Below are 22,329 nucleotides of genomic sequence, written 5' to 3' on the forward strand. Positions count from 1 at the left end.
TGCATTATTCAAAAAGCAACCCAATTAGTGCATTATAATGTTTCTGTTCCTCTTCCCCAGTCGCGTGTTCCAGTCGGCAAAGAAGTTTGGCACAAAGCGACTTTCGACTCAGATTACGTCCATCTTTCAAAATCTCAGTCACAATTTCCCCGAGAGTTTCCTGCTGAGTAGGCAAGTTAGCTTTTGCAAAGTAACGAGTGATTGCTCCCGCAGAATCTAAAGTCACTGAATTTTGATGCATGCTACGCCTCTGTTAAAAATGTTAATCAATGTTAAGTGAGGTAACAATAGCAAACTTGTACGAAATATGTGTACAGAATGATAAATTAATTTTTTGCAATTAGTGCTAATGCATATAAAACAATGTGTTATGATAAAACATATTGCATCATTTAACTGACAATCTATACAAGATTTTTCGCCAACTAGTGTTCAACTTTTTCCATTTTTTATCAATGTAAAGAAACGGTTATGTTTTGGTATTAAAAGAAAGACACAAGAAGATATGTCTGTTACCGTCTTACTCTCGCCTCACCCATTACCCTGGATTGTTAATGCTTACCACCCTTATTTATCGTAGCCATATACGTGACGACGAACCTGTCAAAAAAATCGAAGAAATGGTTTCGATAGCAAATCGCAGGAACATGCAGTCTGACGTAACAGGGATCTTACTGTTTAATGGTTCTCATTTTTTCCAGCTTCTGGAAGGTCCGGAAGAACAGGTTAAAATGATATATCGGGCTATATGCCAGGATCCACGGCACTATAATATTGTTGAGCTGCTGTGCGATTACGCGCCTGCTCGCCGTTTTGGCAAAGCGGGAATGGAATTATTTGATTTGCGCCTGCACGAGCGAGATGACGTTTTACAGGCCGTATTCGACAAAGGCACATCAAAATTTCAGCTAACTTATGATGACAGAGCGCTACAATTTTTTCGTACTTTTGTCCTTGCAACCGAACAATCAACCTATTTCGAGATCCCTGCCGAAGACTCCTGGCTTTTTATCGCTGACGGATCTGATAAAGAACTTGATTCCTGTACCCTTTCACCAACTATAAACGACCACTTTGCCTTTCATCCTATTGTCGATCCCTTATCGCGGCGGATAATCGCTTTTGAAGCCATTGTGCAAAAAAATGAAGATAGCCCATCAGCCATAGCGGTTGGGCAGCGTAAAGACGGGGAAATCTACACAGCGGATCTCAAAAGTAAGGCGCTTGCATTCGCGATGGCACACGCACTTGAGCTCGGTGATAAAATGATTTCAATCAATCTATTACCTATGACCCTGGTTAACGAACCTGACGCAGTCTCTTTTTTACTTGATGAAATAAAGGCCAATGCTCTGGTGCCTGAACAAATCATCGTTGAATTTACTGAAAGTGAAGTTATATCTCGGTTTGATGAGTTTGCAGAAGCGATTAAATCGCTTAAGGCTGCCGGTATCAGTGTAGCAATTGATCATTTTGGCGCAGGTTTTGCCGGTTTGTTACTCCTGTCACGCTTCCAGCCTGACAGAATTAAAATCAGTCAGGAATTGATTACCAATATTCATAAAAGCGGGCCACGGCAGGCAATTATTCAAGCGATCATAAAATGCTGTACATCACTTGAAATTCAAGTCAGTGCTATGGGCGTGGCAACACCAGAAGAGTGGATGTGGCTTGAATCCGCAGGAATTGAGATGTTTCAGGGAGATCTGTTTGCTAAAGCTAAATTGAATGGTATCCCTTCCATAGCGTGGCCAGAGAAAAAATAATTTTCAGCACATTCTTTCACATGATTTCAGTAAATCATCGTGAAAATGAATACGTTATGTTTAAATTTAATCCACATTAAATATAATGTTTCATCCAATTTAGCTGAAATCTTATTTATACTTTGTACAATTTTAGCGTATATTGTACAAAGTATTATTGGGTCGTGTACAGGCGGCGGAGATTTATGACCGCAAGGAGGAATTGTGGCTTATTACAGCATTGGTGATGTTGCTGAACGTTGCGGGATTAATCCTGTCACTCTCCGGGCCTGGCAACGCCGCTACGGTTTGTTAAAACCACAGCGCAGTGAAGGCGGACACCGACTCTTTGATGAAGAAGACATACAACGCATCGAAGAGATCAAGCGTTGGATAAGTAATGGCGTCCCTGTAGGCAAAGTTAAAGCATTACTGGAAACCACCAGCCAGGATACGGAAGATGACTGGAGCCGCCTGCAAGAAGAGATGATGTCAATTCTTCGCATGGCTAATCCTGCCAAACTACGCGCGAGAATTATTTCACTGGGTCGAGAGTACCCAGTAGATCAATTGATTAATCATGTTTACCTTCCTGTTCGCCAGCGTCTCGTGCTTGATCACAACACCTCCCGCATTATGAGCAGTATGTTTGACGGCGCATTAATTGAATACGCAGCAACCTCGCTTTTCGAAATGCGCCGTAAGCCCGGTAAAGAAGCCATTCTGATGGCGTGGAATGTTGAAGAGAGAGCACGATTGTGGCTGGAAGCATGGCGTTTATCATTGTCAGGATGGCACATTTCTGTTCTTGCTGATCCCATTGAATCGCCGCGCCCGGAACTGTTCCCGACGCAAACATTGATTGTCTGGACAGGCATGGCACCAACGAGAAGGCAAAACGAACTTTTACAACATTGGGGTGAGCAAGGTTATAAAGTCATCTTTCATGCCCCCTAATTTCACCTTTATCCCGCCCCTTAGACAGAATGTTATAATCTGAACCCACAACAGCGTTTGTACCGGAGCTGGTCCGTTGCAAAATGCTCACCGGGAGAATTCAGATATTCCCTCTATCACACTCTGTACATATCACAGCCAAAGGACAGACCAGATTGAAGTGGTAAAACCGATCGTGCACACTACGCAGTCTCACAACTAACAAGAGGTTATTATCCTGATGGATCAGGTCGTTGTTTTTCAAAAGATGTTTGAGCAAGTGAGAAAAGAGCAAAACTTCTCCTGGTTTTATTCAGAATTAAAACATCACCGTATTGCACATTACATTTATTATCTGGCTACGGATAACATCAGAATTATTACTCACGATGACACGGTTTTGTTATTAAGAGGAACCAGGAACCTGTTAAAAGTTAGTACGACCAAGAACCCTGCTAAAATAAAAGAGGCCGCATTGCTTCATATTTGCGGAAAATCTACATTTCGGGAATACTGTTCAACACTAGCAGGCGCGGGCGTTTTCCGGTGGGTTACTGATGTTAATCATAACAAACGCAGTTACTACGCCATTGATAATACGCTTTTATATATTGAAGATGTAGAAAATAATAAACCATTAATCTAGCTAAAGTTGGATGCTTAAGAAATGCTTCATAATTCAGTAAGGCATTAGCATAATGGGAATAAAAGTACAGAGACTATCCCTATGGATGATAAATACTGTCCTTTTATTGCTACCCATAAATAATCACCATGCCAATACTATCAAATTGATATTTGAAATGTGATCACTTGACTTTCTATACGTTATTTTATAACGGTTAATATATTTATAAAAACAACGGGTGTGCCATACGCCCGTTTCAATACTTAACGCACATGTGTTTTGGTTTAGTCATCATCCAGTTATATGTATTTTAGCCAGGAACAGGTTAAACCTTTCCTATATAACTCAAAAATTGAAACCTTATTCTCATGTCATGCTTATATTCATTATTATCGTTATATAAAAAGGCAACCATAATGTTTAGCAAATTGGCACAAAGTAGCATAAAGGCTATGTTTTAATTACAGGATGTTCAGTCATTTGAATGTATAACATTATAGCTAAACAAATCTAAAACGAAGTGAATAATTTATTGTTTTCACTAAATCTCATTTTGTTTAACATCCATTGAGATTCCTTGCTTTAAATTTTGTTTTATATAAGCAATCGTTTTAATTAATTTATTTTTTGAAGGGGTAATATACTCATATGCAAAATAAAGAAATGAACATCCAAATGAACTATATTAAATACCGTGGGATAAGACATAACAAATGAAGTGGATAGTAATTGACACGATAATTCAACCTTCATGCGGCATATCTTTTTCAGCCATATGGGGTAATATGAAAATGATCATCTGGTATCAATCTACTATATTTCTCCCTCCTGGCAGTATATTTACACCGGTTAAATCTGGAATTATCCTTAAAGATAAAGAATATCCTATTACTATTTATAACATCGCACCATTCAACAAGGATTTATGGAGTCTACTCAAAAGCAGTCAAGAGTGTCCTCCAGGAGAAAGCAAAATAACAAATAAATGTTTGCATAATAGTTGCATTATAAAAATATGCCCATATGGGCTCAAGTAAAGGGTTTTATATAAATATGCTCGATATGCTATTAATAATACCTACATAAATAAAACAACGGGCGTGTTATACGCCCGTTGCAATATTAAACACATGTAGTGATTACATGTTCTTGATGATCGCATCACCAAATTCTGAACATTTCAGCAGTTTAGCGCCTTCCATCAGACGCTCGAAGTCATAGGTTACGGTCTTCGCATTGATTGCGCCTTCCATACCTTTAACAATCAGGTCTGCGGCTTCAGTCCAGCCCATATGGCGTAACATCATCTCAGCGGAGAGAATAATAGAGCCAGGGTTTACTTTGTCCTGACCGGCGTATTTCGGCGCAGTACCGTGGGTGGCTTCAAACAGGGCGCATTCGTCACCGATGTTTGCTCCAGGGGCGATACCGATACCGCCAACCTGCGCTGCCAGAGCGTCAGAAATGTAGTCACCGTTCAGGTTCATACAGGCGATAACATCATATTCAGCCGGACGCAGCAGGATCTGTTGCAGGAATGCATCAGCAATCACGTCTTTAATGACGATCTCTTTGCCGGTGTTCGGGTTTTTAACTTTCAGCCACGGGCCGCCGTCGATCAGTTCACCGCCAAACTCTTCACGCGCCAGCTGGTAGCCCCAGTCTTTAAACGCGCCTTCGGTGAACTTCATGATGTTGCCTTTGTGCACCAGAGTCACAGAGTCACGATCGTTAGCAATTGCGTATTCGATCGCTGCACGAACCAGACGTTTGGTGCCTTCTTCCGAACACGGCTTAATACCGATACCACAATGTTCCGGGAAGCGAATTTTCTTCACCCCCATCTCTTCACGCAGGAATTTAATCACTTTCTCGGCGTCGGCAGAGTCTGCTTTCCATTCGATACCCGCATAAATGTCTTCCGAGTTTTCACGGAAGATAACCATATCGGTCAGTTCAGGGTGTTTAACCGGGCTTGGAGTGCCTTGATAGTAACGTACCGGACGCAGGCAGATGTAGAGATCCAGTTCCTGGCGCAGGGCAACGTTCAGAGAGCGAATACCGCCACCAACAGGAGTGGTCAGCGGACCTTTAATGGCAACGCGATATTCACGAATCAGATCAAGAGTTTCAGCAGGCAGCCAGACGTCCTGACCATAAACCTGTGTGGATTTTTCACCGGTGTAAATTTCCATCCAGGAGATTTTACGCTCGCCTTTATAGGCTTTCTCGACTGCAGCGTCGACCACTTTCAGCATGGCTGGGGTTACATCTACACCGATTCCATCACCTTCAATGTAAGGGATAATCGGATTTTCAGGAACGTTGAGTTTGCCGTTTTGCAGGGTGATCTTCTTGCCTTGTGCCGGAACAACTACTTTACTTTCCATTCACCTCTCCTTCGAGCGCTACTGGTTTGCTCGTCTGCCACCACGTTGCATATGCGTTTGCGTCCTGCGATACGGATGCTTTAGAGCAATTTTTTGTTAATGATTTGTAATTGGCTTGTCAATACTACCCTATTGTTTGCCGTCATGAAAGATGCGCGTTATTAGGCTATAATGCGGCAATTCATAATCTCTGAAAATACCATGCAAAAAACTTCTTTTAGAAATCACCAGGTTAAGCGATTCAGCTCGCAACGTTCTACCAGGCGTAAACCTGAAAACCAGCCCACGCGTGTGATCCTGTTCAATAAACCCTACGATGTTCTTCCGCAGTTCACCGATGAAGCCGGACGCAAAACATTAAAAGAATTCATCCCGGTTCAGGGCGTTTATGCAGCAGGTCGTCTTGACCGCGATAGCGAAGGGTTACTGGTGCTGACCAATAACGGCGCGTTGCAGGCGCGTTTAACCCAGCCGGGCAAACGCACCGGGAAAATCTATTATGTGCAGGTGGAAGGTATTCCCACACAAGACGCACTTGAAGCCTTGCGCAATGGCGTAACCTTAAATGATGGCCCTACCCTGCCCGCAGGCGCGGAGCTGGTTGACGAACCCGCGTGGTTATGGCCGCGGAATCCACCAATTCGTGAACGCAAAAGTATTCCCACCAGCTGGCTGAAGATCACCTTATATGAAGGACGTAATCGCCAGGTGCGCCGCATGACCGCCCATGTTGGTTTCCCCACGCTGCGACTGATTCGCTATGCGATGGGAGATTACTCTTTGGATAATCTTGCCAATGGCGAATGGCGAGAAGTGACAGATTAAGGATGCAAAATGTTTAAACCGCACGTTACCGTTGCTTGCGTGGTGCACGCAGAAGGCAAATTTTTAGTCGTTGAAGAGACGATTAATGGTAAAGCGTTATGGAACCAACCTGCCGGGCATCTGGAAGCCGATGAAACCTTAGTGGAAGCCGCCGCCCGTGAACTGTGGGAAGAAACCGGCATCAGCGCGCAGCCGCAACACTTTATTCGTATGCATCAGTGGATTGCGCCAGATAAAACGCCGTTTTTGCGTTTCCTCTTTGCCATTGAGCTTGAGCAAATATGCCCGACCCAGCCTCATGACAGCGATATCGACTGCTGTCGTTGGGTCAGCGCCGAAGAAATTTTACAGGCGTCAAATCTTCGTTCGCCGCTGGTGGCGGAAAGTATCCGTTGTTATCAAAGCGGGCAACGCTATCCGCTGGAGATGATTGGCGATTTTAACTGGCCTTTTACAAAGGGTGTCATCTAAAAGGCTGCGTGATAGAATACGCCGCCTTGAAGTTCAATGTCGTGAGTGATCCAATGTCTGAAACCGCAAAAAAAGTAATCGTCGGCATGTCCGGCGGTGTCGATTCCTCCGTTTCTGCCTGGCTGTTGCAACAACAGGGATATCAGGTCGAAGGCCTGTTTATGAAGAACTGGGAAGAAGACGACGGTGAGGAATATTGCACAGCGGCAGCGGATCTGGCTGATGCCCAGGCTGTCTGCGACAAGCTCGGCATTGAACTGCACACCGTTAACTTTGCTGCCGAGTACTGGGACAACGTCTTCGAACTGTTCCTTGCCGAATATAAAGCCGGTCGCACGCCGAATCCGGATATTCTGTGCAACAAAGAGATCAAATTTAAAGCCTTCCTCGAATTTGCCGCCGAAGATTTAGGTGCCGATTATATCGCTACCGGTCATTACGTACGTCGGGCCGATGTCGATGGCAAGAGCCGCCTGCTGCGTGGTCTGGACAGCAATAAAGACCAGAGCTACTTCCTTTATACGCTCAGCCATGAGCAGATTGCGCAAAGCCTGTTCCCGGTCGGCGAACTGGAAAAACCGCAGGTGCGTAAGATTGCTGAAGATCTTGGTCTGGTCACCGCGAAGAAAAAAGACTCTACCGGCATTTGCTTCATTGGCGAACGTAAATTCCGCGAGTTCCTGGGCCGTTATCTCCCGGCGCAACCGGGCAAAATCATTACCGTCGATGGCGATGAAATTGGTGAGCACCAGGGGCTGATGTATCACACTCTCGGTCAGCGTAAAGGTCTGGGTATCGGTGGCACCAAAGAAGGTACCGAAGAACCGTGGTATGTGGTGGACAAAGACGTCGAAAACAACATTCTGGTTGTCGCTCAGGGCCATGAACACCCGCGGCTGATGTCTGTCGGGTTGATTGCCCAGCAGTTGCACTGGGTCGATCGCGAACCATTCACCGGCACTATGCGTTGCACGGTAAAAACCCGCTATCGCCAGACCGATATCCCTTGCACCGTCAAGGCGCTGGACGATGATCGCATTGAAGTGATTTTCGATGAACCGGTTGCCGCCGTGACGCCGGGCCAGTCTGCCGTCTTCTATAACGGTGAAGTGTGCCTCGGTGGCGGTATTATTGAGCAGCGTCTGCCGCTGCCGGTCTGATTATTATCTTTACTTAAAACAAGGAAGCAGTGAACGTGGCAAAGAATTACTATGACATCACCCTCGCCCTGGCCGGTATTTGTCAGTCGGCACGCCTGGTGCAACAACTCGCTCACCAGGGGCATTGTGATGCCGATGCGCTACACGTCTCACTCAACAGTATTATTGATATGAACCCCAGCTCGACGCTGGCGGTTTTTGGCGGTAGCGAAGCCAACCTGCGCGTCGGGCTGGAAACCCTGCTCGGCGTGCTCAATGCCAGCAGTCGCCAGGGCTTAAACGCCGAATTAACCCGCTACACACTCAGCTTGATGGTGCTTGAGCGCAAACTCTCCTCAGCGAAAGGCGCGCTCGACACTCTGGGCAACCGGATCAACGGCCTGCAACGCCAGCTCGAACACTTCGATTTACAGTCCGAAACGCTGATGAGCGCGATGGCTGCTATCTATGTTGATGTGATCAGCCCGCTTGGCCCGCGCATTCAGGTCACCGGTTCCCCTGCTGTACTGCAAAGCCCACAAGTGCAGGCGAAAGTTCGCGCAACCCTGCTGGCAGGCATTCGCGCCGCCGTGCTCTGGCACCAGGTCGGCGGCGGACGTCTGCAACTGATGTTTTCTCGTAATCGCCTGACCACTCAGGCAAAACAAATTCTTGCTCATTTAACCCCGGAGTTGTGATCTATGGAATTATCCTCACTGACCGCCGTTTCCCCTGTCGATGGACGCTACGGCGATAAAGTCAGCGCGCTGCGCGGGATTTTCAGCGAATATGGTTTGCTGAAATTCCGTGTACAAGTTGAAGTACGTTGGCTGCAAAAACTGGCCGCGCACGCAGCGATCAAGGAAGTTCCTGCTTTTGCTGCCGACGCAATCGGTTACCTTGATGCAATTGTCGCCAATTTCAGCGAAGAAGATGCCGCACGCATCAAAACCATCGAGCGTACCACTAACCACGACGTTAAAGCGGTTGAGTATTTCCTGAAAGAAAAAGTGGCGGAGATCCCGGAACTGCACGCGGTTTCTGAATTCATCCACTTTGCCTGTACTTCGGAAGATATCAATAACCTCTCCCACGCATTAATGCTGAAAACCGCGCGTGATGAAGTGATCCTGCCGTACTGGCGTCAACTGATTGATGGCATTAAAGATCTCGCCGTTCAGTACCGCGATATCCCGCTGCTGTCTCGTACCCACGGTCAGCCAGCCACGCCGTCAACCATCGGTAAAGAGATGGCAAACGTCGCCTACCGTATGGAGCGCCAGTACCGCCAGCTTAACCAGGTGGAGATCCTCGGCAAAATCAACGGTGCGGTCGGTAACTATAACGCCCACATCGCCGCTTACCCGGAAGTTGACTGGCATCAGTTCAGCGAAGAGTTCGTCACCTCGCTGGGTATTCAGTGGAACCCGTACACTACCCAGATTGAACCGCACGACTACATTGCCGAACTGTTTGATTGCGTTGCGCGCTTCAACACCATTCTGATCGACTTTGACCGTGACGTCTGGGGCTATATCGCCCTTAACCACTTCAAACAGAAAACCATTGCTGGTGAGATTGGTTCTTCCACCATGCCGCATAAAGTTAACCCGATCGACTTCGAAAACTCCGAAGGAAATTTGGGCCTTTCCAATGCGGTATTGCAGCATCTGGCAAGCAAACTGCCGGTTTCCCGCTGGCAGCGTGACCTGACCGACTCCACCGTGCTGCGTAACCTCGGCGTGGGTATCGGTTATGCGCTGATTGCGTATCAATCCACCCTGAAAGGCGTGAGCAAACTGGAAGTGAACCGTGACCATCTGCTGGATGAGCTGGATCACAACTGGGAAGTGCTGGCAGAACCAATCCAGACAGTTATGCGTCGCTATGGCATCGAAAAACCGTACGAGAAGCTGAAAGAGCTTACTCGCGGTAAGCGCGTTGACGCCGAAGGCATGAAGCAGTTTATCGATGGTCTGGCGTTGCCAGAAGAAGAGAAAGCCCGCCTGAAAGCGATGACGCCGGCTAACTATATTGGTCGAGCTATCACGATGGTTGATGAGCTGAAATAAGCCTCAAATCAGTGCCGGATGGCGATGCTGTCCGGCCTGCTTATTAAGATTATCCACTTTTTCTTTTTTCACTTTACCTCCCTCCCCGCTGGTTTATTTAATGTTTACCCCCATAAACACATAATCGCGTTACACTATTTTAATAATTAAGACAGGGAGAAATAAAAATGCGCGTACTGGTTGTTGAAGACAATGCGTTGTTACGTCACCACCTTAAAGTTCAGATTCAGGATGCTGGTCATCAGGTCGATGACGCAGAAGATGCCAAAGAAGCCGATTATTATCTCAATGAACATTTACCGGATATTGCGATTGTCGATCTCGGATTGCCAGACGAGGACGGTCTGTCACTGATTCGCCGCTGGCGTAGCAATGATGTTTCACTGCCGATTCTGGTATTAACCGCCCGTGAAAGCTGGCAGGACAAAGTCGAAGTATTAAGTGCTGGTGCTGATGATTACGTGACTAAACCGTTTCATATTGAAGAGGTGATGGCGCGAATGCAGGCATTAATGCGGCGTAATAGCGGTCTGGCTTCACAGGTCATTTCGCTACCCCCGTTTCAGGTTGATCTCTCTCGCCGTGAATTATCTATTAATGACGAAGTGATCAAACTGACCGCGTTCGAATACACCATTATGGAAACGTTGATACGCAATAATGGCAAAGTGGTCAGCAAAGATTCGTTAATGCTACAACTCTATCCGGACGCGGAGCTGCGGGAAAGCCATACCATTGATGTACTGATGGGACGTCTGCGCAAAAAAATTCAGGCACAATATCCGCAAGAAGTCATTACCACCGTTCGCGGCCAGGGCTATCTGTTCGAATTGCGCTGATGAAAAAATTACTGCGTCTTTTTTTCCCGCTCTCGCTGCGGGTACGTTTTCTGTTGGCAACGGCAGCGGTAGTACTGGTGCTTTCGCTTGCCTACGGAATGGTCGCGCTGATCGGTTATAGCGTCAGTTTCGATAAAACTACGTTTCGGCTGTTACGTGGCGAGAGCAATCTGTTCTATACCCTTGCGAAGTGGGAAAACAATAAGTTGCATGTCGAGTTACCCGAAAATATCGACAAGCAAAGCCCCACCATGACGCTAATTTATGATGAGAACGGGCAGCTTTTATGGGCGCAACGTGACGTGCCCTGGCTGATGAAGATGATCCAGCCTGACTGGCTGAAATCGAATGGTTTTCATGAAATTGAAGCGGATGTTAACGATACCAGCCTCTTGCTGAGTGGAGATCATTCGATACAGCAACAGTTGCAGGAAGTGCGGGAAGATGATGACGACGCGGAGATGACCCACTCGGTGGCGGTAAACGTCTACCCGGCAACATCGCGGATGCCAAAGTTAACCATTGTGGTGGTGGATACCATTCCGGTGGAGCTAAAAAGTTCCTATATGGTCTGGAGCTGGTTTATCTACGTGCTCTCAGCCAATCTGCTGTTAGTGATCCCGCTGCTGTGGGTCGCCGCCTGGTGGAGTTTACGCCCCATCGAAGCCCTGGCAAAAGAAGTCCGCGAACTGGAAGAACATAACCGCGAATTGCTCAATCCAGCCACAACGCGAGAACTGACCAGTCTGGTACGAAACCTGAACCGATTGTTAAAAAGTGAACGCGAACGTTACGACAAATACCGTACGACGCTCACCGACCTGACCCATAGTCTGAAAACGCCACTGGCGGTGCTACAAAGTACGCTACGTTCTCTGCGTAGTGAGAAGATGAGCGTCAGTGATGCTGAGCCGGTAATGCTGGAGCAAATCAGCCGCATTTCACAGCAAATTGGCTACTACCTGCATCGTGCCAGTATGCGCGGCGGGACATTGCTCAGCCGCGAGCTGCATCCGGTCGCCCCACTGCTGGACAATCTCACCTCGGCGCTGAACAAAGTGTATCAACGCAAAGGGGTCAATATCTCTCTCGATATTTCGCCAGAGATCAGCTTTGTCGGTGAGCAGAACGATTTTGTCGAGGTGATGGGCAATGTGCTGGATAATGCCTGTAAATATTGCCTCGAGTTTGTCGAAATTTCTGCAAGGCAAACCGACGAGCATCTCTATATTGTGGTCGAGGATGATGGCCCCGGTATTCCATTAAGCAAGCGAGAGGTCATTTTCGACCGTGGTCAACGGGTTGATACTTTACGCCCTGGACAAGGTGTAGGGCTGGCGGTAGCCCGCGAAATCACCGAGCAATATGAGGGTAAAATCGTCGCCGGAGAGAGCATGCTGGGCGGTGCGCGGATGGAGGTGATTTTTGGTCGCCAGCATTCTGCGCCGAAAGATGAATAAATATGTCCATACTTCACGCATTACGTTAAGCATCCGTTATAATCGGTTGCAGATACCAGCCTGTGGATGCTTAACATGGAATACCAACTCACTCTTAACTGGCCCGATTTTCTTGAACGTCACTGGCAGAAACGCCCGGTGGTGTTAAAACGCGGCTTTAATAATTTTATTGACCCGATCTCTCCAGACGAGTTGGCGGGTCTGGCGATGGAAAGCGAAGTCGACAGTCGACTGGTCAGTCACCAGGATGGCAAATGGCAGGTCAGCCACGGCCCGTTCGAAAGCTACGATCATCTCGGTGAAACCAACTGGTCATTACTGGTACAGGCAGTGAACCACTGGCATGAGCCGACCGCCGCGCTGATGCGACCGTTCCGTGAACTACCGGACTGGCGTATTGATGATCTGATGATCTCTTTTTCTGTACCGGGCGGCGGCGTCGGCCCGCATCTCGATCAGTACGACGTGTTTATCATTCAGGGTACCGGCCGTCGTCGCTGGCGAGTGGGCGAAAAGCTGCAAATGAAACAGCACTGTCCGCACCCGGATCTGTTACAAGTCGATCCGTTCGAAGCCATCATCGATGAAGAGCTGGAGCCTGGCGATATTCTTTATATTCCGCCAGGATTCCCGCATGAAGGCTACGCGCTGGAAAATGCGATGAACTATTCCGTGGGTTTTCGCGCGCCAAATACGCGGGAATTAATTAGCGGATTTGCCGATTATGTGCTGCAACGTGAACTGGGCGGCAACTACTACAGCGATCCGGATGTTCCACCTCGCGCTCATCCTGCGGATGTTCTGCCGCAAGAGATGGATAAACTGCGTGAGATGATGCTCGAATTGATCAACCAGCCGGAACACTTTAAGCAATGGTTTGGCGAGTTTATATCCCAGTCACGTCATGAACTGGATATCGCGCCGCCAGAGCCGCCTTATCAGCCGGATGAAATCTACGATGCGCTGAAACAAGGTGAAGTGCTGGTGCGCCTGGGTGGTCTGCGCGTATTGCGCATTGGCGACGACGTGTATGCCAATGGTGAGAAGATCGATTCCCCGCACCGTCCGGCACTGGATGCACTCGCCAGCAACATTGCGCTGACCGCGGAGAATTTTGGTGATGCGCTGGAAGATCCGTCATTCCTCGCGATGCTCGCGGCGCTGGTCAATAGCGGATACTGGTTCTTCGAAGGATAAGTTTAGATTTAAGCCGGATGCGGCGCTGATTGCGCCTTATCGTGCCTACATGCACTGAACGCCTGTAGGCACGATAAGTATGTGGACCAGTATCAATATAACGGTTTCATCCCGGTAATTGGCAGTCCACATACGCATCGGGCAATCACGACTTCCGTTGCGCCGTTAACTCGGCAATACGGACAATCACCTGCACCGCTTTTTCCATACCTTCCAGAGTCACAAACTCATGCTTACCATGATAGTTGTAACCGCCAGTGAACAGGTTCGGGCACGGTAATCCCATAAACGACAACTGCGCGCCGTCGGTACCGCCGCGGATCGGTTTCAGTTCCGGTTCAATATCGCAGTCACGCATCGCCTGCTGGGCGATATCGATAATATGCGGATGCTCAACCACTTTCTCGCGCATATTGTAGTAACTGTCTTCAATCACCAGTTCAATGTAGCAATCAGGATGTAACCCTTTGCCCACTTTTTTGGCGATCTCCATCATTTTACGTTTACGCGCTTCAAACTGTTTACGGTCGAAATCACGGATGATGTAGTGCATATCGGCTCGGTCAACGGTGCCTTTCATGCTCGCCAGGTGATAGAAACCTTCATAGCCTTCTGTCATTTCCGGGCTTTCATCCGCCGGAACTTCCGCATGAATACGTGCCGCCAGCGACAGCGCATTTACCATCACTCCTTTCGCCGTGCCCGGATGAACATTGTTACCGACAATTTTGATATTGACCGATGCGGCGTTGAAGTTTTCAAACTCCAGTTCACCTACGCCACCACCGTCAACAGTGTAAGCCCAGCGGGCATCGAAGGCATCAACATCAAAATGTTTCGCCCCTTTGCCCACTTCTTCATCCGGGGTAAAGGCGACGCGAATATCACCATGCGGAATGTTTTTCTGTTGCAATACCGCCAGCGCGGTCATGATTTCTGCAATACCGGCTTTGTCATCGGCACCTAACAAGGTTTTACCATCGGTAGTAATCAGCGTCTGACCCAGTAGCTGATGCAGCACCGGGAACATAACCGGTGATAAAACTTCATCGCCGATACCCAGCGCAATATCGCCACCGCGATAGTTTTCAACAATTTGCGGATTCACATTTTTGCCGCTGCAATCCGGTGAGGTATCCACATGAGAAATAAAGCCAATCGCCGGGATATCGCCAGGGACGTTAGCCGGTAACGTCGCCATCAAAGTGCCCTTCTCACTTAAGGTCACATTGATAAGCCCCATCTCTTCGAGCTGCTCTTTCAGCAGATGCAATAACTTCCATTGGCCTTCCGTGCTGGGAACCTGTCTCACCCCTGCTTTTGATTGGGTATCCAGAGACACGTAGTTCAAAAATCGCTCAAGTAGTTTATCCATGTAGTCACCCTCACTTTTTGTGACAACATTATTAAGAAGCAAGAAAAGACAAATATTGCGTCAGGTCACTTTTACCCCTGCAAGCGGGAATATTTATCAGCATTACCTTAATGAATATAAAGCTAAGCCAGTAATTCACAACAAAGATTGGCGATTCAAGCGGTTTGCCGTAGAATTACCGCCCTCATTAAGAGTCACCAAGGTGGTTAACCACAAACCCCGCATCGGTAAGCCATCCGTTGCGTTTACATGGGACAGAGTAAAAAATTGAATAAACAACCGAGTTCGCTTTCACCGCTGGTGCAATTGGCGGGAATTCGCAAATGCTTTGATGGTAAAGAGGTCATTCCCCAGCTGGATCTGACTATCAACAATGGCGAGTTCCTCACGCTGCTTGGCCCTTCTGGCTGCGGTAAAACAACCGTTCTTCGCCTGATTGCAGGTCTGGAAACTGTTGATTCCGGACGCATCATGCTGGATAACGAGGACATCACCCACGTTCCGGCGGAAAACCGCTATGTGAACACTGTTTTCCAAAGCTACGCACTTTTCCCCCACATGACCGTGTTCGAAAATGTGGCCTTTGGGTTGCGCATGCAAAAAACCCCCGCTGCTGAAATTACGCCCCGCGTGATGGAAGCCCTGCGGATGGTGCAACTGGAAACCTTCGCTCAACGTAAACCGCATCAGCTCTCTGGTGGTCAACAGCAACGCGTCGCCATTGCCCGCGCGGTGGTTAACAAGCCTCGTCTGTTGTTGCTGGATGAGTCGCTCTCAGCGCTGGATTACAAACTGCGCAAGCAAATGCAGAACGAGCTGAAAGCGTTACAGCGTAAGCTTGGCATTACATTCGTCTTCGTGACTCACGACCAGGAAGAAGCACTCACCATGTCAGACAGGATTGTGGTGATGCGCGATGGTCGCATTGAGCAAGACGGCACGCCGCGTGAAATCTACGAAGAGCCGAAAAACCTGTTTGTTGCCGGGTTCATTGGCGAAATTAATATGTTTAACGCTACGGTGATCGAGCGACTCGACGAGCAGCGCGTACGCGCCAACGTTGAAGGCCGCGAATGTAATATCTACGTTAACTTCGCCGTTGAACCGGGGCAAAAACTGCATGTTCTGCTGCGCCCGGAAGACTTACGTGTTGAAGAGATTAACGACGACAACCACGCTGAAGGGCTGATTGGTTACGTTCGTGAGCGTAACTACAAAGGCATGACGCTGGAGTCGGTTGTTGAACTGGAAAATGGCAAGATGGTGATGGTCAGCGAATTCTTCAATGAAGACGACCCTGACTTTGACCACTCTCTCGACCAAAAAATGGCCATTAATTGGGTAGAAAGCTGGGAGGTCGTACTGGCTGATGAAGAACACAAGTAAGTTCCAGAATGTAGTGATTGTCACTATTGTCGGTTGGCTTGTGTTGTTTGTCTTTCTGCCCAACCTGATGATCATTGGCACCAGCTTTTTGACCCGCGACGACGCCAGTTTCGTCAAAATGGTCTTTACGCTGGATAACTACACGCGTCTGCTCGATCCGCTCTATTTTGAAGTGCTATTGCACTCGCTGAATATGGCGCTGATCGCCACCCTCGCCTGCCTGGTGCTGGGCTACCCGTTTGCCTGGTTTCTGGCGAAGCTGCCACACAAGGTGCGTCCGCTGCTGCTGTTTCTGCTGATTGTTCCCTTCTGGACCAACTCATTGATTCGTATCTACGGGCTGAAAATTTTCCTCAGCACCAAAGGCTATCTCAACGAGTTTTTGCTCTGGCTGGGCGTTATCGACACACCAATCCGTATCATGTTCACGCCCAGTGCGGTGATTATCGGTCTGGTTTACATTCTGCTGCCGTTTATGGTGATGCCGCTGTACTCCAGTATCGAAAAACTGGATAAGCCTTTGCTTGAGGCGGCGCGCGATCTCGGTGCCAGCAAGTTGCAGACCTTTATCCGCATCATTATCCCACTGACGATGCCGGGGATTATTGCCGGATGTCTGCTGGTGATGCTGCCAGCGATGGGCCTGTTCTATGTGTCCGACCTGATGGGCGGTGCGAAAAACCTGCTGATCGGTAACGTCATCAAAGTACAGTTCCTCAATATTCGTGACTGGCCGTTTGGTGCAGCCACCAGCATTACGCTGACTATCGTAATGGGCCTGATGTTGCTGGTTTACTGGCGCGCTTCTCGTTTGCTGAATAAGAAGGTGGAACTCGAATGATCGGTCGACTGCTTCGCGGCGGTTTTATGACCGCTATCTACGCGTACCTGTATATCCCAATCATTATTTTGATTGTGAACTCCTTTAACAGCTCGCGCTTTGGCATCAACTGGCAGGGTTTTACCACCAAATGGTATAGCCTGCTGATGAACAACGACAGCCTGTTACAGGCAGCACAGCATTCACTAACAATGGCGGTGTTTTCGGCGACGTTTGCTACGCTTATCGGTTCACTGACGGCAGTTGCGCTGTACCGTTATCGCTTTCGCGGTAAGCCGTTCGTTAGCGGAATGCTGTTTGTGGTGATGATGTCGCCAGATATTGTGATGGCGATTTCTCTGCTGGTGCTGTTTATGCTGCTGGGTATTCAGCTTGGCTTCTGGTCGCTGCTGTTCTCGCATATCACCTTCTGCCTGCCGTTTGTGGTGGTGACGGTGTATTCGCGCCTGAAAGGTTTTGACGTGCGGATGCTGGAAGCGGCGAAAGATCTCGGTGCCAGTGAATTTACCATTCTGCGAAAAATCATTCTGCCACTGGCAATGCCTGCGGTGGCGGCGGGCTGGGTGTTAAGCTTTACCCTGTCGATGGACGATGTAGTAGTTTCTTCGTTCGTCACCGGACCAAGCTATGAAATTCTGCCGTTAAAAATTTATTCGATGGTCAAAGTCGGCGTATCGCCGGAAGTTAACGCGCTGGCAACCATATTACTGGTGCTGTCGCTGGTGATGGTAATTGCCAGCCAGCTTATTGCTCGTGATAAAACGAAAGGTAACACAGGGGACGTTAAATGAAAAAATGGTCACGCCACCTGCTCGCGGCGGGTGCTCTGGCACTGGGCATGAGCGCCGCTCACGCCGATGACAACAATACGCTGTATTTCTACAACTGGACCGAGTACGTGCCGCCAGGACTGCTTGAACAGTTCACCAAAGAAACCGGTATTAAGGTTATCTATTCGACTTACGAGTCGAACGAAACCATGTACGCCAAGTTGAAAACGTACAAAGACGGTGCCTACGACCTGGTGGTTCCTTCAACCTATTACGTCGATAAAATGCGTAAAGAAGGGATGATCCAGAAGATCGACAAGTCGAAGTTAAGCAATTTCAGCAACCTCGATCCAGACATGCTCAACAAGCCGTTTGACCCGAATAACGACTACTCCATTCCGTATATCTGGGGGGCGACGGCGATTGGCGTTAACGGTGATGCGGTAGATCCGAAATCCGTTACCAGCTGGGCCGATCTGTGGAAGCCTGAGTACAAAGGTAGCCTGCTGCTGACCGACGATGCCCGTGAAGTGTTCCAGATGGCGCTGCGCAAACTGGGCTACTCCGGTAACACTACCGATCCGAAAGAGATTGAAGCTGCATATAACGAGCTGAAAAAACTGATGCCAAACGTCGCAGCGTTTAACTCCGATAACCCGGCTAACCCGTACATGGAAGGCGAAGTTAACCTCGGCATGATCTGGAACGGCTCTGCTTTCGTTGCACGCCAGGCGGGTACGCCAATTGACGTGGTGTGGCCGAAAGAAGGCGGCATATTCTGGATGGACAGCCTGGCGATCCCGGCAAATGCCAAAAACAAAGAAGGCGCGCTGAAATTGATCAACTTCCTGCTGCGCCCGGATGTGGCAAAACAGGTTGCTGAAACTATCGGTTATCCAACGCCAAACCTTGCGGCGCGTAAGCTGTTAAGTCCAGAAGTGGCGAACGATAAAACGCTCTACCCCGATGCTGAAACCATTAAAAATGGCGAATGGCAGAATGACGTTGGCGCAGCCAGCAGCATTTATGAAGAGTATTATCAGAAGCTGAAAGCAGGACGTTAATTCAGCAAGCGGGCGGTGGTATTACCGCCCGTTTTTTAGTTAGCAAGGATGTGGCTAATGAGTCAGGACAGTAAAGTGTTATCCCGCGCTTTTCTCGGTATCGGTCTGATATTGCTCGTTATTTCTGCAATCATCTTTTATTACCATTTTACTTTTACCAAAAGCGCGGTTCATACAGAAGGAATCATTGTTGATGCCGTTTGGTACAACAATCACTCAAACGACGTCGATGATAATGGTTCCTGGTATCCAGTGGTTGCCTTTCGCCCTACGCCAGATTACACGCTAATTTTCAATTCGAATATCGGTAGTGATTTTTATGAAGATAGCGAAGGTGACAGAGTCAATGTCTATTATCCGCCAGGGCATCCAGAACAAGCCGAAATAAACAATCCCTGGGTTAATTTTTTTAAATGGGGCTTTGTTGGCATAGCAGGCATTATTTTCGGTAGTGTCGGTCTGATAATCACGCTCCCCTCCACCAAAAAATCTCGCAGGAAACGGAAGTCCCGCCCATGAAAAAATTCATTATACTGCTCAGTTTACTGATACTCCTGCCTCTGGTAGCAACCAGTAAACCATTGATTCCAATAATGAAGACACTTTTTACGGATGTTACCGGTACTGTACCGGATGCTGAAGAGATCGCACGTAAAGCCGAGCTTTTTCGCCAACAAACGGGAATTGCACCGTTTATTGTGATTTTACCCGACATTAATAATGAAGCCAGTCTCAGACAAAATGGTAAAGCGATGCTGGCGCATGCGTCATCTTCATTGAGTAATGTAAAAGGAAGTGTTCTGTTACTATTTACTACCCGCGAACCACGGTTAATTATGATCACCAACGGCCAGGTTGAAAGTGGTCTGGACGATAAACATCTCGGCCTTCTGATAGAAAATCACACGCTGGCTTATTTAAATGCAGATCTCTGGTATCAGGGAATCAATAATGCATTGGCTGTTCTACAAGCACAGATATTAAAACAACCGACGCCGCCACTGACGTATTATCCGCATCCAGGACAACAGCATGAAAATGCTCCCCCCGGCAGCACCAACACATTAGGTTTTATCGCCTGGGCTGCGACGTTTATCTTATTTTCCTGGATCTTTTGCTACACGACTCGTTTTATTTATGCGTTAAAATTTGCAGTGGCGATGACTATTGCCAATATGGGTTATCAGGCTTTATGTTTGTATATCGATAATAGCTTTGCGATTACCAGAATATCGCCACTCTGGGCAGGGCTAATTGGTGTCTGTACGTTTATTGCCGCATTGTTATTGACGAGTAAACGATAAAAGAGGCCGGAAAAGTGCGCGTGTATTATGCCGGATGGGGCGCGAACGCCTTATCCGGCCCACAAAACCCGCAAATTCAATTAATTGCGTCCCCTTGTAGGCCTGATAAGCGTAGCGCATCAGGCAATGCTTCCTGCTTTATAATCCCTTCAGCAACTTTTCAACAAACTCAGGCACCACCTGGCTTGCCGGGCCGTAATATTTCTCGGCAAATTCATTACCGACCTGACTTGGTTCGAGATTCAGTTCCACGGTGTGCGCGCCATGCAGTTTCGCTTCGTGAACAAACCCAGCCGCCGGATAAACATGCCCGGAAGTACCAATGGCAATGAAAATATCAGCCATCGACAACGCCATATAAATTTCATCCATGCCGAGTGGCATTTCGCCAAACCAAACGACGTGCGGGCGCAAGGGTGCCGGGAACTGGCAACAATGGCATTTATCTTCTGGCGTAACGTCTCCGGTCCAGTCGAGAACCTGACCACTTTGCGAACAACGAACTTTCAGCAATTCCCCATGCATATGAATGACATTGGTATTACCTGCGCGTTCATGCAGGTTGTCTATATTCTGCGTTACCAGCAAAAAGCGATCGCCGAGGGCGTCTTGCAGTTTAGCCAGCGCAAGATGCGCGGCGTTAGGCTGAATTTCTGGCTGCTGCAGCTGTCGACGACGGGCGTTATAAAACGCTTGCACCAGTTCAGGATCGCGATCGAAACCTTCCGGCGTTGCCACATCTTCAACCCGATGTTCTTCCCACAGGCCATCTGCGGCGCGAAAGGTACGAATACCTGATTCCGCAGAAATCCCTGCCCCTGTCAGTACGAGTACTCTTGGTTTTTCCATTGCTTCCGGCACCACTTTATCTCTGAAAAAAATACGCTGACGCAAACGCTCGCGCAGGCGGCGTTTATTTTTACGAAAACGACTTAACCGATGACCCCGACGCGACAGCATAGCAACCTCTGTTGTTTAATCGGTTAGATGTAGGAAGGCCGCACCACGCATTCCTCCCGCATCACCGTGGCGCGCGCGTTCAATGCGCGGAACACGAGCTACAGGTAAGAGATGACGAGGCAGCCTGTCCGCCAGTTGCGTTGTGATTGCCGGGAAATTCGATAAGCCACCACCAATGACGACCAGGTCAGGGTCAACAATGGTCAGGATATTTCCCAGACAAACCGCTAATAAATCCAGATAACGCTCAACGTGCGCCCTTGCCTGCTCATCGCCTTGATCATAAAGCGCAATAATTTCGGGAGCCTGCAACGGTTGATGATAATAGTGTTGATACAGCCACGCAAAACCGCGACCAGACAGATAATTTTCAATGCAGCCATGCTGACCACAGCCGCAGCGGCGTAACGGGAAATCCAACCCCATCATGGTTAACGCATCAACCGGCAGACGCATATGGCCAAACTCGCCGGTAATGTAGCTTTTACCGGTAATCGGTTTGCCGTTGAAAATCAGCCCGCCGCCAACGCCGGTGCCGAGAATCAACCCCATCACCAGTGGATATTGAGTAAATTCATCATCCCAGGCTTCTGAAAGGGCAAAACAGTTGGCATCGTTATCAAGGCGTACATCGCGATCAAGACGTGCGCTCAGGTCGGCACGCAGCGGTTTACCGCTGGCAGCGGGGACATTGGCGGCATACAGCGTACCATCTTCTGTTTCCGGCATTCCCGGAATACCGATGCCGACAGAACCTTTACAGCCAAAACGTTGGTCAGCTTCAGCTACCAGCTCACACACTGCATCTAAAAATGCGTCATAGCTGTCACGCGGTGTCGGCACCCGCTTTTCCCACTGCAACTGCCGACCGCTATCAAACACGCCAAGCGCAATTTTTGTTCCACCAATATCAAACCCGTAATACAT

At 48.3% G+C, this 22,329-nt stretch carries 25 protein-coding genes; 20 read left to right on the top strand and 5 right to left on the bottom strand.

The window, feature by feature from the left end; translation table 11 throughout:
- Positions 1-4: 4 nt before the first annotated feature.
- Positions 5-241, bottom strand: a complete 237-nt coding sequence (ycgZ, locus tag FTE26_RS18650) for a regulatory protein YcgZ (protein ID WP_000554144.1) — start codon at positions 239-241, stop codon at positions 5-7.
- 313 nt (positions 242-554) lie between these two features.
- Here ycgZ and bluF point away from each other — a divergent pair, with 313 nt between their 5' ends.
- The 6 genes from bluF to FTE26_RS18680 all read left to right on the top strand — a co-directional run bounded on the left by bluF (position 555) and on the right by FTE26_RS18680 (position 4,346).
- On the top strand, positions 555-1,766 hold the full coding sequence (gene bluF / locus FTE26_RS18655; protein ID WP_085674530.1) for a blue light-responsive regulator BluF: 1,212 nt from the start codon (positions 555-557) through the stop codon (positions 1,764-1,766).
- A 204-nt stretch (positions 1,767-1,970) separates the two neighbouring features.
- Positions 1,971-2,702: a DNA-binding transcriptional repressor BluR gene (gene bluR / locus FTE26_RS18660; protein ID WP_000332303.1), complete on the top strand. Its 732-nt coding sequence runs from the start codon at positions 1,971-1,973 to the stop codon at positions 2,700-2,702.
- Positions 2,703-2,922: 220 nt separating this feature from the next.
- Entirely contained in the window at positions 2,923-3,327 is a 405-nt protein-coding gene (locus tag FTE26_RS18665) for a DUF1398 domain-containing protein (protein ID WP_000373101.1), read from the top strand.
- A 52-nt stretch (positions 3,328-3,379) separates the two neighbouring features.
- Positions 3,380-3,490 (top strand): protein YmgL, encoded by a 111-nt coding sequence (gene ymgL, locus FTE26_RS18670; RefSeq protein WP_032141808.1) that lies wholly within the window; start codon positions 3,380-3,382, stop codon positions 3,488-3,490.
- 235 nt (positions 3,491-3,725) lie between these two features.
- Positions 3,726-3,770: a protein YmgK gene (locus tag FTE26_RS18675; RefSeq protein ID WP_120795380.1), complete on the top strand. Its 45-nt coding sequence runs from the start codon at positions 3,726-3,728 to the stop codon at positions 3,768-3,770.
- 252 nt (positions 3,771-4,022) lie between these two features.
- Complete coding sequence (locus tag FTE26_RS18680) at positions 4,023-4,346, top strand: anti-adapter protein IraM (protein ID WP_001307134.1); 324 nt, start codon at positions 4,023-4,025, stop codon at positions 4,344-4,346.
- Between the two features lie 102 nt (positions 4,347-4,448).
- Here FTE26_RS18680 and icd read toward each other — a convergent pair whose 3' ends face one another.
- On the bottom strand, positions 4,449-5,699 hold the full coding sequence (icd, locus tag FTE26_RS18685) for an NADP-dependent isocitrate dehydrogenase (protein WP_000444487.1): 1,251 nt from the start codon (positions 5,697-5,699) through the stop codon (positions 4,449-4,451).
- Between the two features lie 171 nt (positions 5,700-5,870).
- On the opposite strand from icd, the gene rluE reads away from it, so the two are divergent.
- From rluE to roxA, 8 genes are all read left to right on the top strand, one after another.
- On the top strand, positions 5,871-6,524 hold the full coding sequence (rluE, locus tag FTE26_RS18690; RefSeq protein WP_001248691.1) for a 23S rRNA pseudouridine(2457) synthase RluE: 654 nt from the start codon (positions 5,871-5,873) through the stop codon (positions 6,522-6,524).
- A gap of 9 nt (positions 6,525-6,533) precedes the next feature.
- A complete protein-coding gene (nudJ, locus tag FTE26_RS18695; protein WP_000476093.1) occupies positions 6,534-6,995 on the top strand; it encodes a phosphatase NudJ in 462 nt (153 codons plus the stop codon).
- A 53-nt stretch (positions 6,996-7,048) separates the two neighbouring features.
- Positions 7,049-8,155, top strand: coding sequence for a tRNA 2-thiouridine(34) synthase MnmA (gene mnmA, locus FTE26_RS18700; RefSeq protein WP_001297484.1), 1,107 nt, complete (start codon positions 7,049-7,051; stop codon positions 8,153-8,155).
- Between the two features lie 35 nt (positions 8,156-8,190).
- On the top strand, positions 8,191-8,832 hold the full coding sequence (hflD, locus tag FTE26_RS18705; protein ID WP_001297479.1) for a high frequency lysogenization protein HflD: 642 nt from the start codon (positions 8,191-8,193) through the stop codon (positions 8,830-8,832).
- A 3-nt stretch (positions 8,833-8,835) separates the two neighbouring features.
- Positions 8,836-10,206 (top strand): adenylosuccinate lyase, encoded by a 1,371-nt coding sequence (purB, locus tag FTE26_RS18710; protein WP_000423729.1) that lies wholly within the window; start codon positions 8,836-8,838, stop codon positions 10,204-10,206.
- Positions 10,207-10,373: 167 nt separating this feature from the next.
- Entirely contained in the window at positions 10,374-11,045 is a 672-nt protein-coding gene (gene phoP, locus FTE26_RS18715; protein WP_001265481.1) for a two-component system response regulator PhoP, read from the top strand.
- Complete coding sequence (gene phoQ, locus FTE26_RS18720) at positions 11,045-12,505, top strand: two-component system sensor histidine kinase PhoQ (protein WP_000735412.1); 1,461 nt, start codon at positions 11,045-11,047, stop codon at positions 12,503-12,505. Before phoP ends, phoQ begins: the two co-directional genes overlap by 1 nt.
- A 75-nt stretch (positions 12,506-12,580) precedes the next feature.
- Entirely contained in the window at positions 12,581-13,702 is a 1,122-nt protein-coding gene (gene roxA, locus FTE26_RS18725) for a [50S ribosomal protein L16]-arginine 3-hydroxylase (RefSeq protein WP_000456506.1), read from the top strand.
- A 145-nt stretch (positions 13,703-13,847) separates the two neighbouring features.
- Here the strand turns inward: roxA and pepT are convergent, their stop codons facing one another.
- A complete protein-coding gene (pepT, locus tag FTE26_RS18730; protein WP_000359438.1) occupies positions 13,848-15,077 on the bottom strand; it encodes a peptidase T in 1,230 nt (409 codons plus the stop codon).
- A gap of 249 nt (positions 15,078-15,326) precedes the next feature.
- Between pepT and potA the strand changes: the two genes are divergently transcribed.
- The 6 genes from potA to FTE26_RS18760 are packed head-to-tail and all read left to right on the top strand — an operon-like array spanning position 15,327 to position 20,442.
- Complete coding sequence (potA, locus tag FTE26_RS18735; protein ID WP_000531594.1) at positions 15,327-16,463, top strand: spermidine/putrescine ABC transporter ATP-binding protein PotA; 1,137 nt, start codon at positions 15,327-15,329, stop codon at positions 16,461-16,463.
- The gene (gene potB, locus FTE26_RS18740; protein WP_000799401.1) at positions 16,447-17,304 is read left to right on the top strand and encodes a spermidine/putrescine ABC transporter permease PotB; all 858 of its coding nucleotides are present in this window, start codon (positions 16,447-16,449) and stop codon (positions 17,302-17,304) included. The genes potA and potB overlap by 17 nt, the downstream gene beginning before the upstream one ends.
- Positions 17,301-18,095 carry a spermidine/putrescine ABC transporter permease PotC gene (potC, locus tag FTE26_RS18745; RefSeq protein ID WP_000580316.1) on the top strand — a complete coding sequence of 265 codons (795 nt, stop codon included), beginning with the start codon at positions 17,301-17,303 and terminating at the stop codon, positions 18,093-18,095. The genes potB and potC overlap by 4 nt, the downstream gene beginning before the upstream one ends.
- Positions 18,092-19,138, top strand: coding sequence for a spermidine/putrescine ABC transporter substrate-binding protein PotD (gene potD / locus FTE26_RS18750; protein WP_000759309.1), 1,047 nt, complete (start codon positions 18,092-18,094; stop codon positions 19,136-19,138). Before potC ends, potD begins: the two co-directional genes overlap by 4 nt.
- Before the next feature lie 57 nt (positions 19,139-19,195).
- A complete protein-coding gene (locus tag FTE26_RS18755; protein ID WP_000076381.1) occupies positions 19,196-19,657 on the top strand; it encodes a DUF3592 domain-containing protein in 462 nt (153 codons plus the stop codon).
- On the top strand, positions 19,654-20,442 hold the full coding sequence (locus tag FTE26_RS18760; RefSeq protein ID WP_000713472.1) for a TPM domain-containing protein: 789 nt from the start codon (positions 19,654-19,656) through the stop codon (positions 20,440-20,442). Before FTE26_RS18755 ends, FTE26_RS18760 begins: the two co-directional genes overlap by 4 nt.
- A 138-nt stretch (positions 20,443-20,580) precedes the next feature.
- Here FTE26_RS18760 and cobB read toward each other — a convergent pair whose 3' ends face one another.
- Entirely contained in the window at positions 20,581-21,402 is an 822-nt protein-coding gene (gene cobB, locus FTE26_RS18765; protein ID WP_000952736.1) for a Sir2 family NAD+-dependent deacetylase, read from the bottom strand.
- A 15-nt stretch (positions 21,403-21,417) separates the two neighbouring features.
- Positions 21,418-22,329 (bottom strand): N-acetylglucosamine kinase, encoded by a 912-nt coding sequence (gene nagK, locus FTE26_RS18770; RefSeq protein WP_000291270.1) that lies wholly within the window; start codon positions 22,327-22,329, stop codon positions 21,418-21,420.

The sequence above is a fragment of the Escherichia sp. S10b genome (assembly GCF_028421345.1).
Lineage (GTDB): Bacteria > Pseudomonadota > Gammaproteobacteria > Enterobacterales > Enterobacteriaceae > ECMA0423.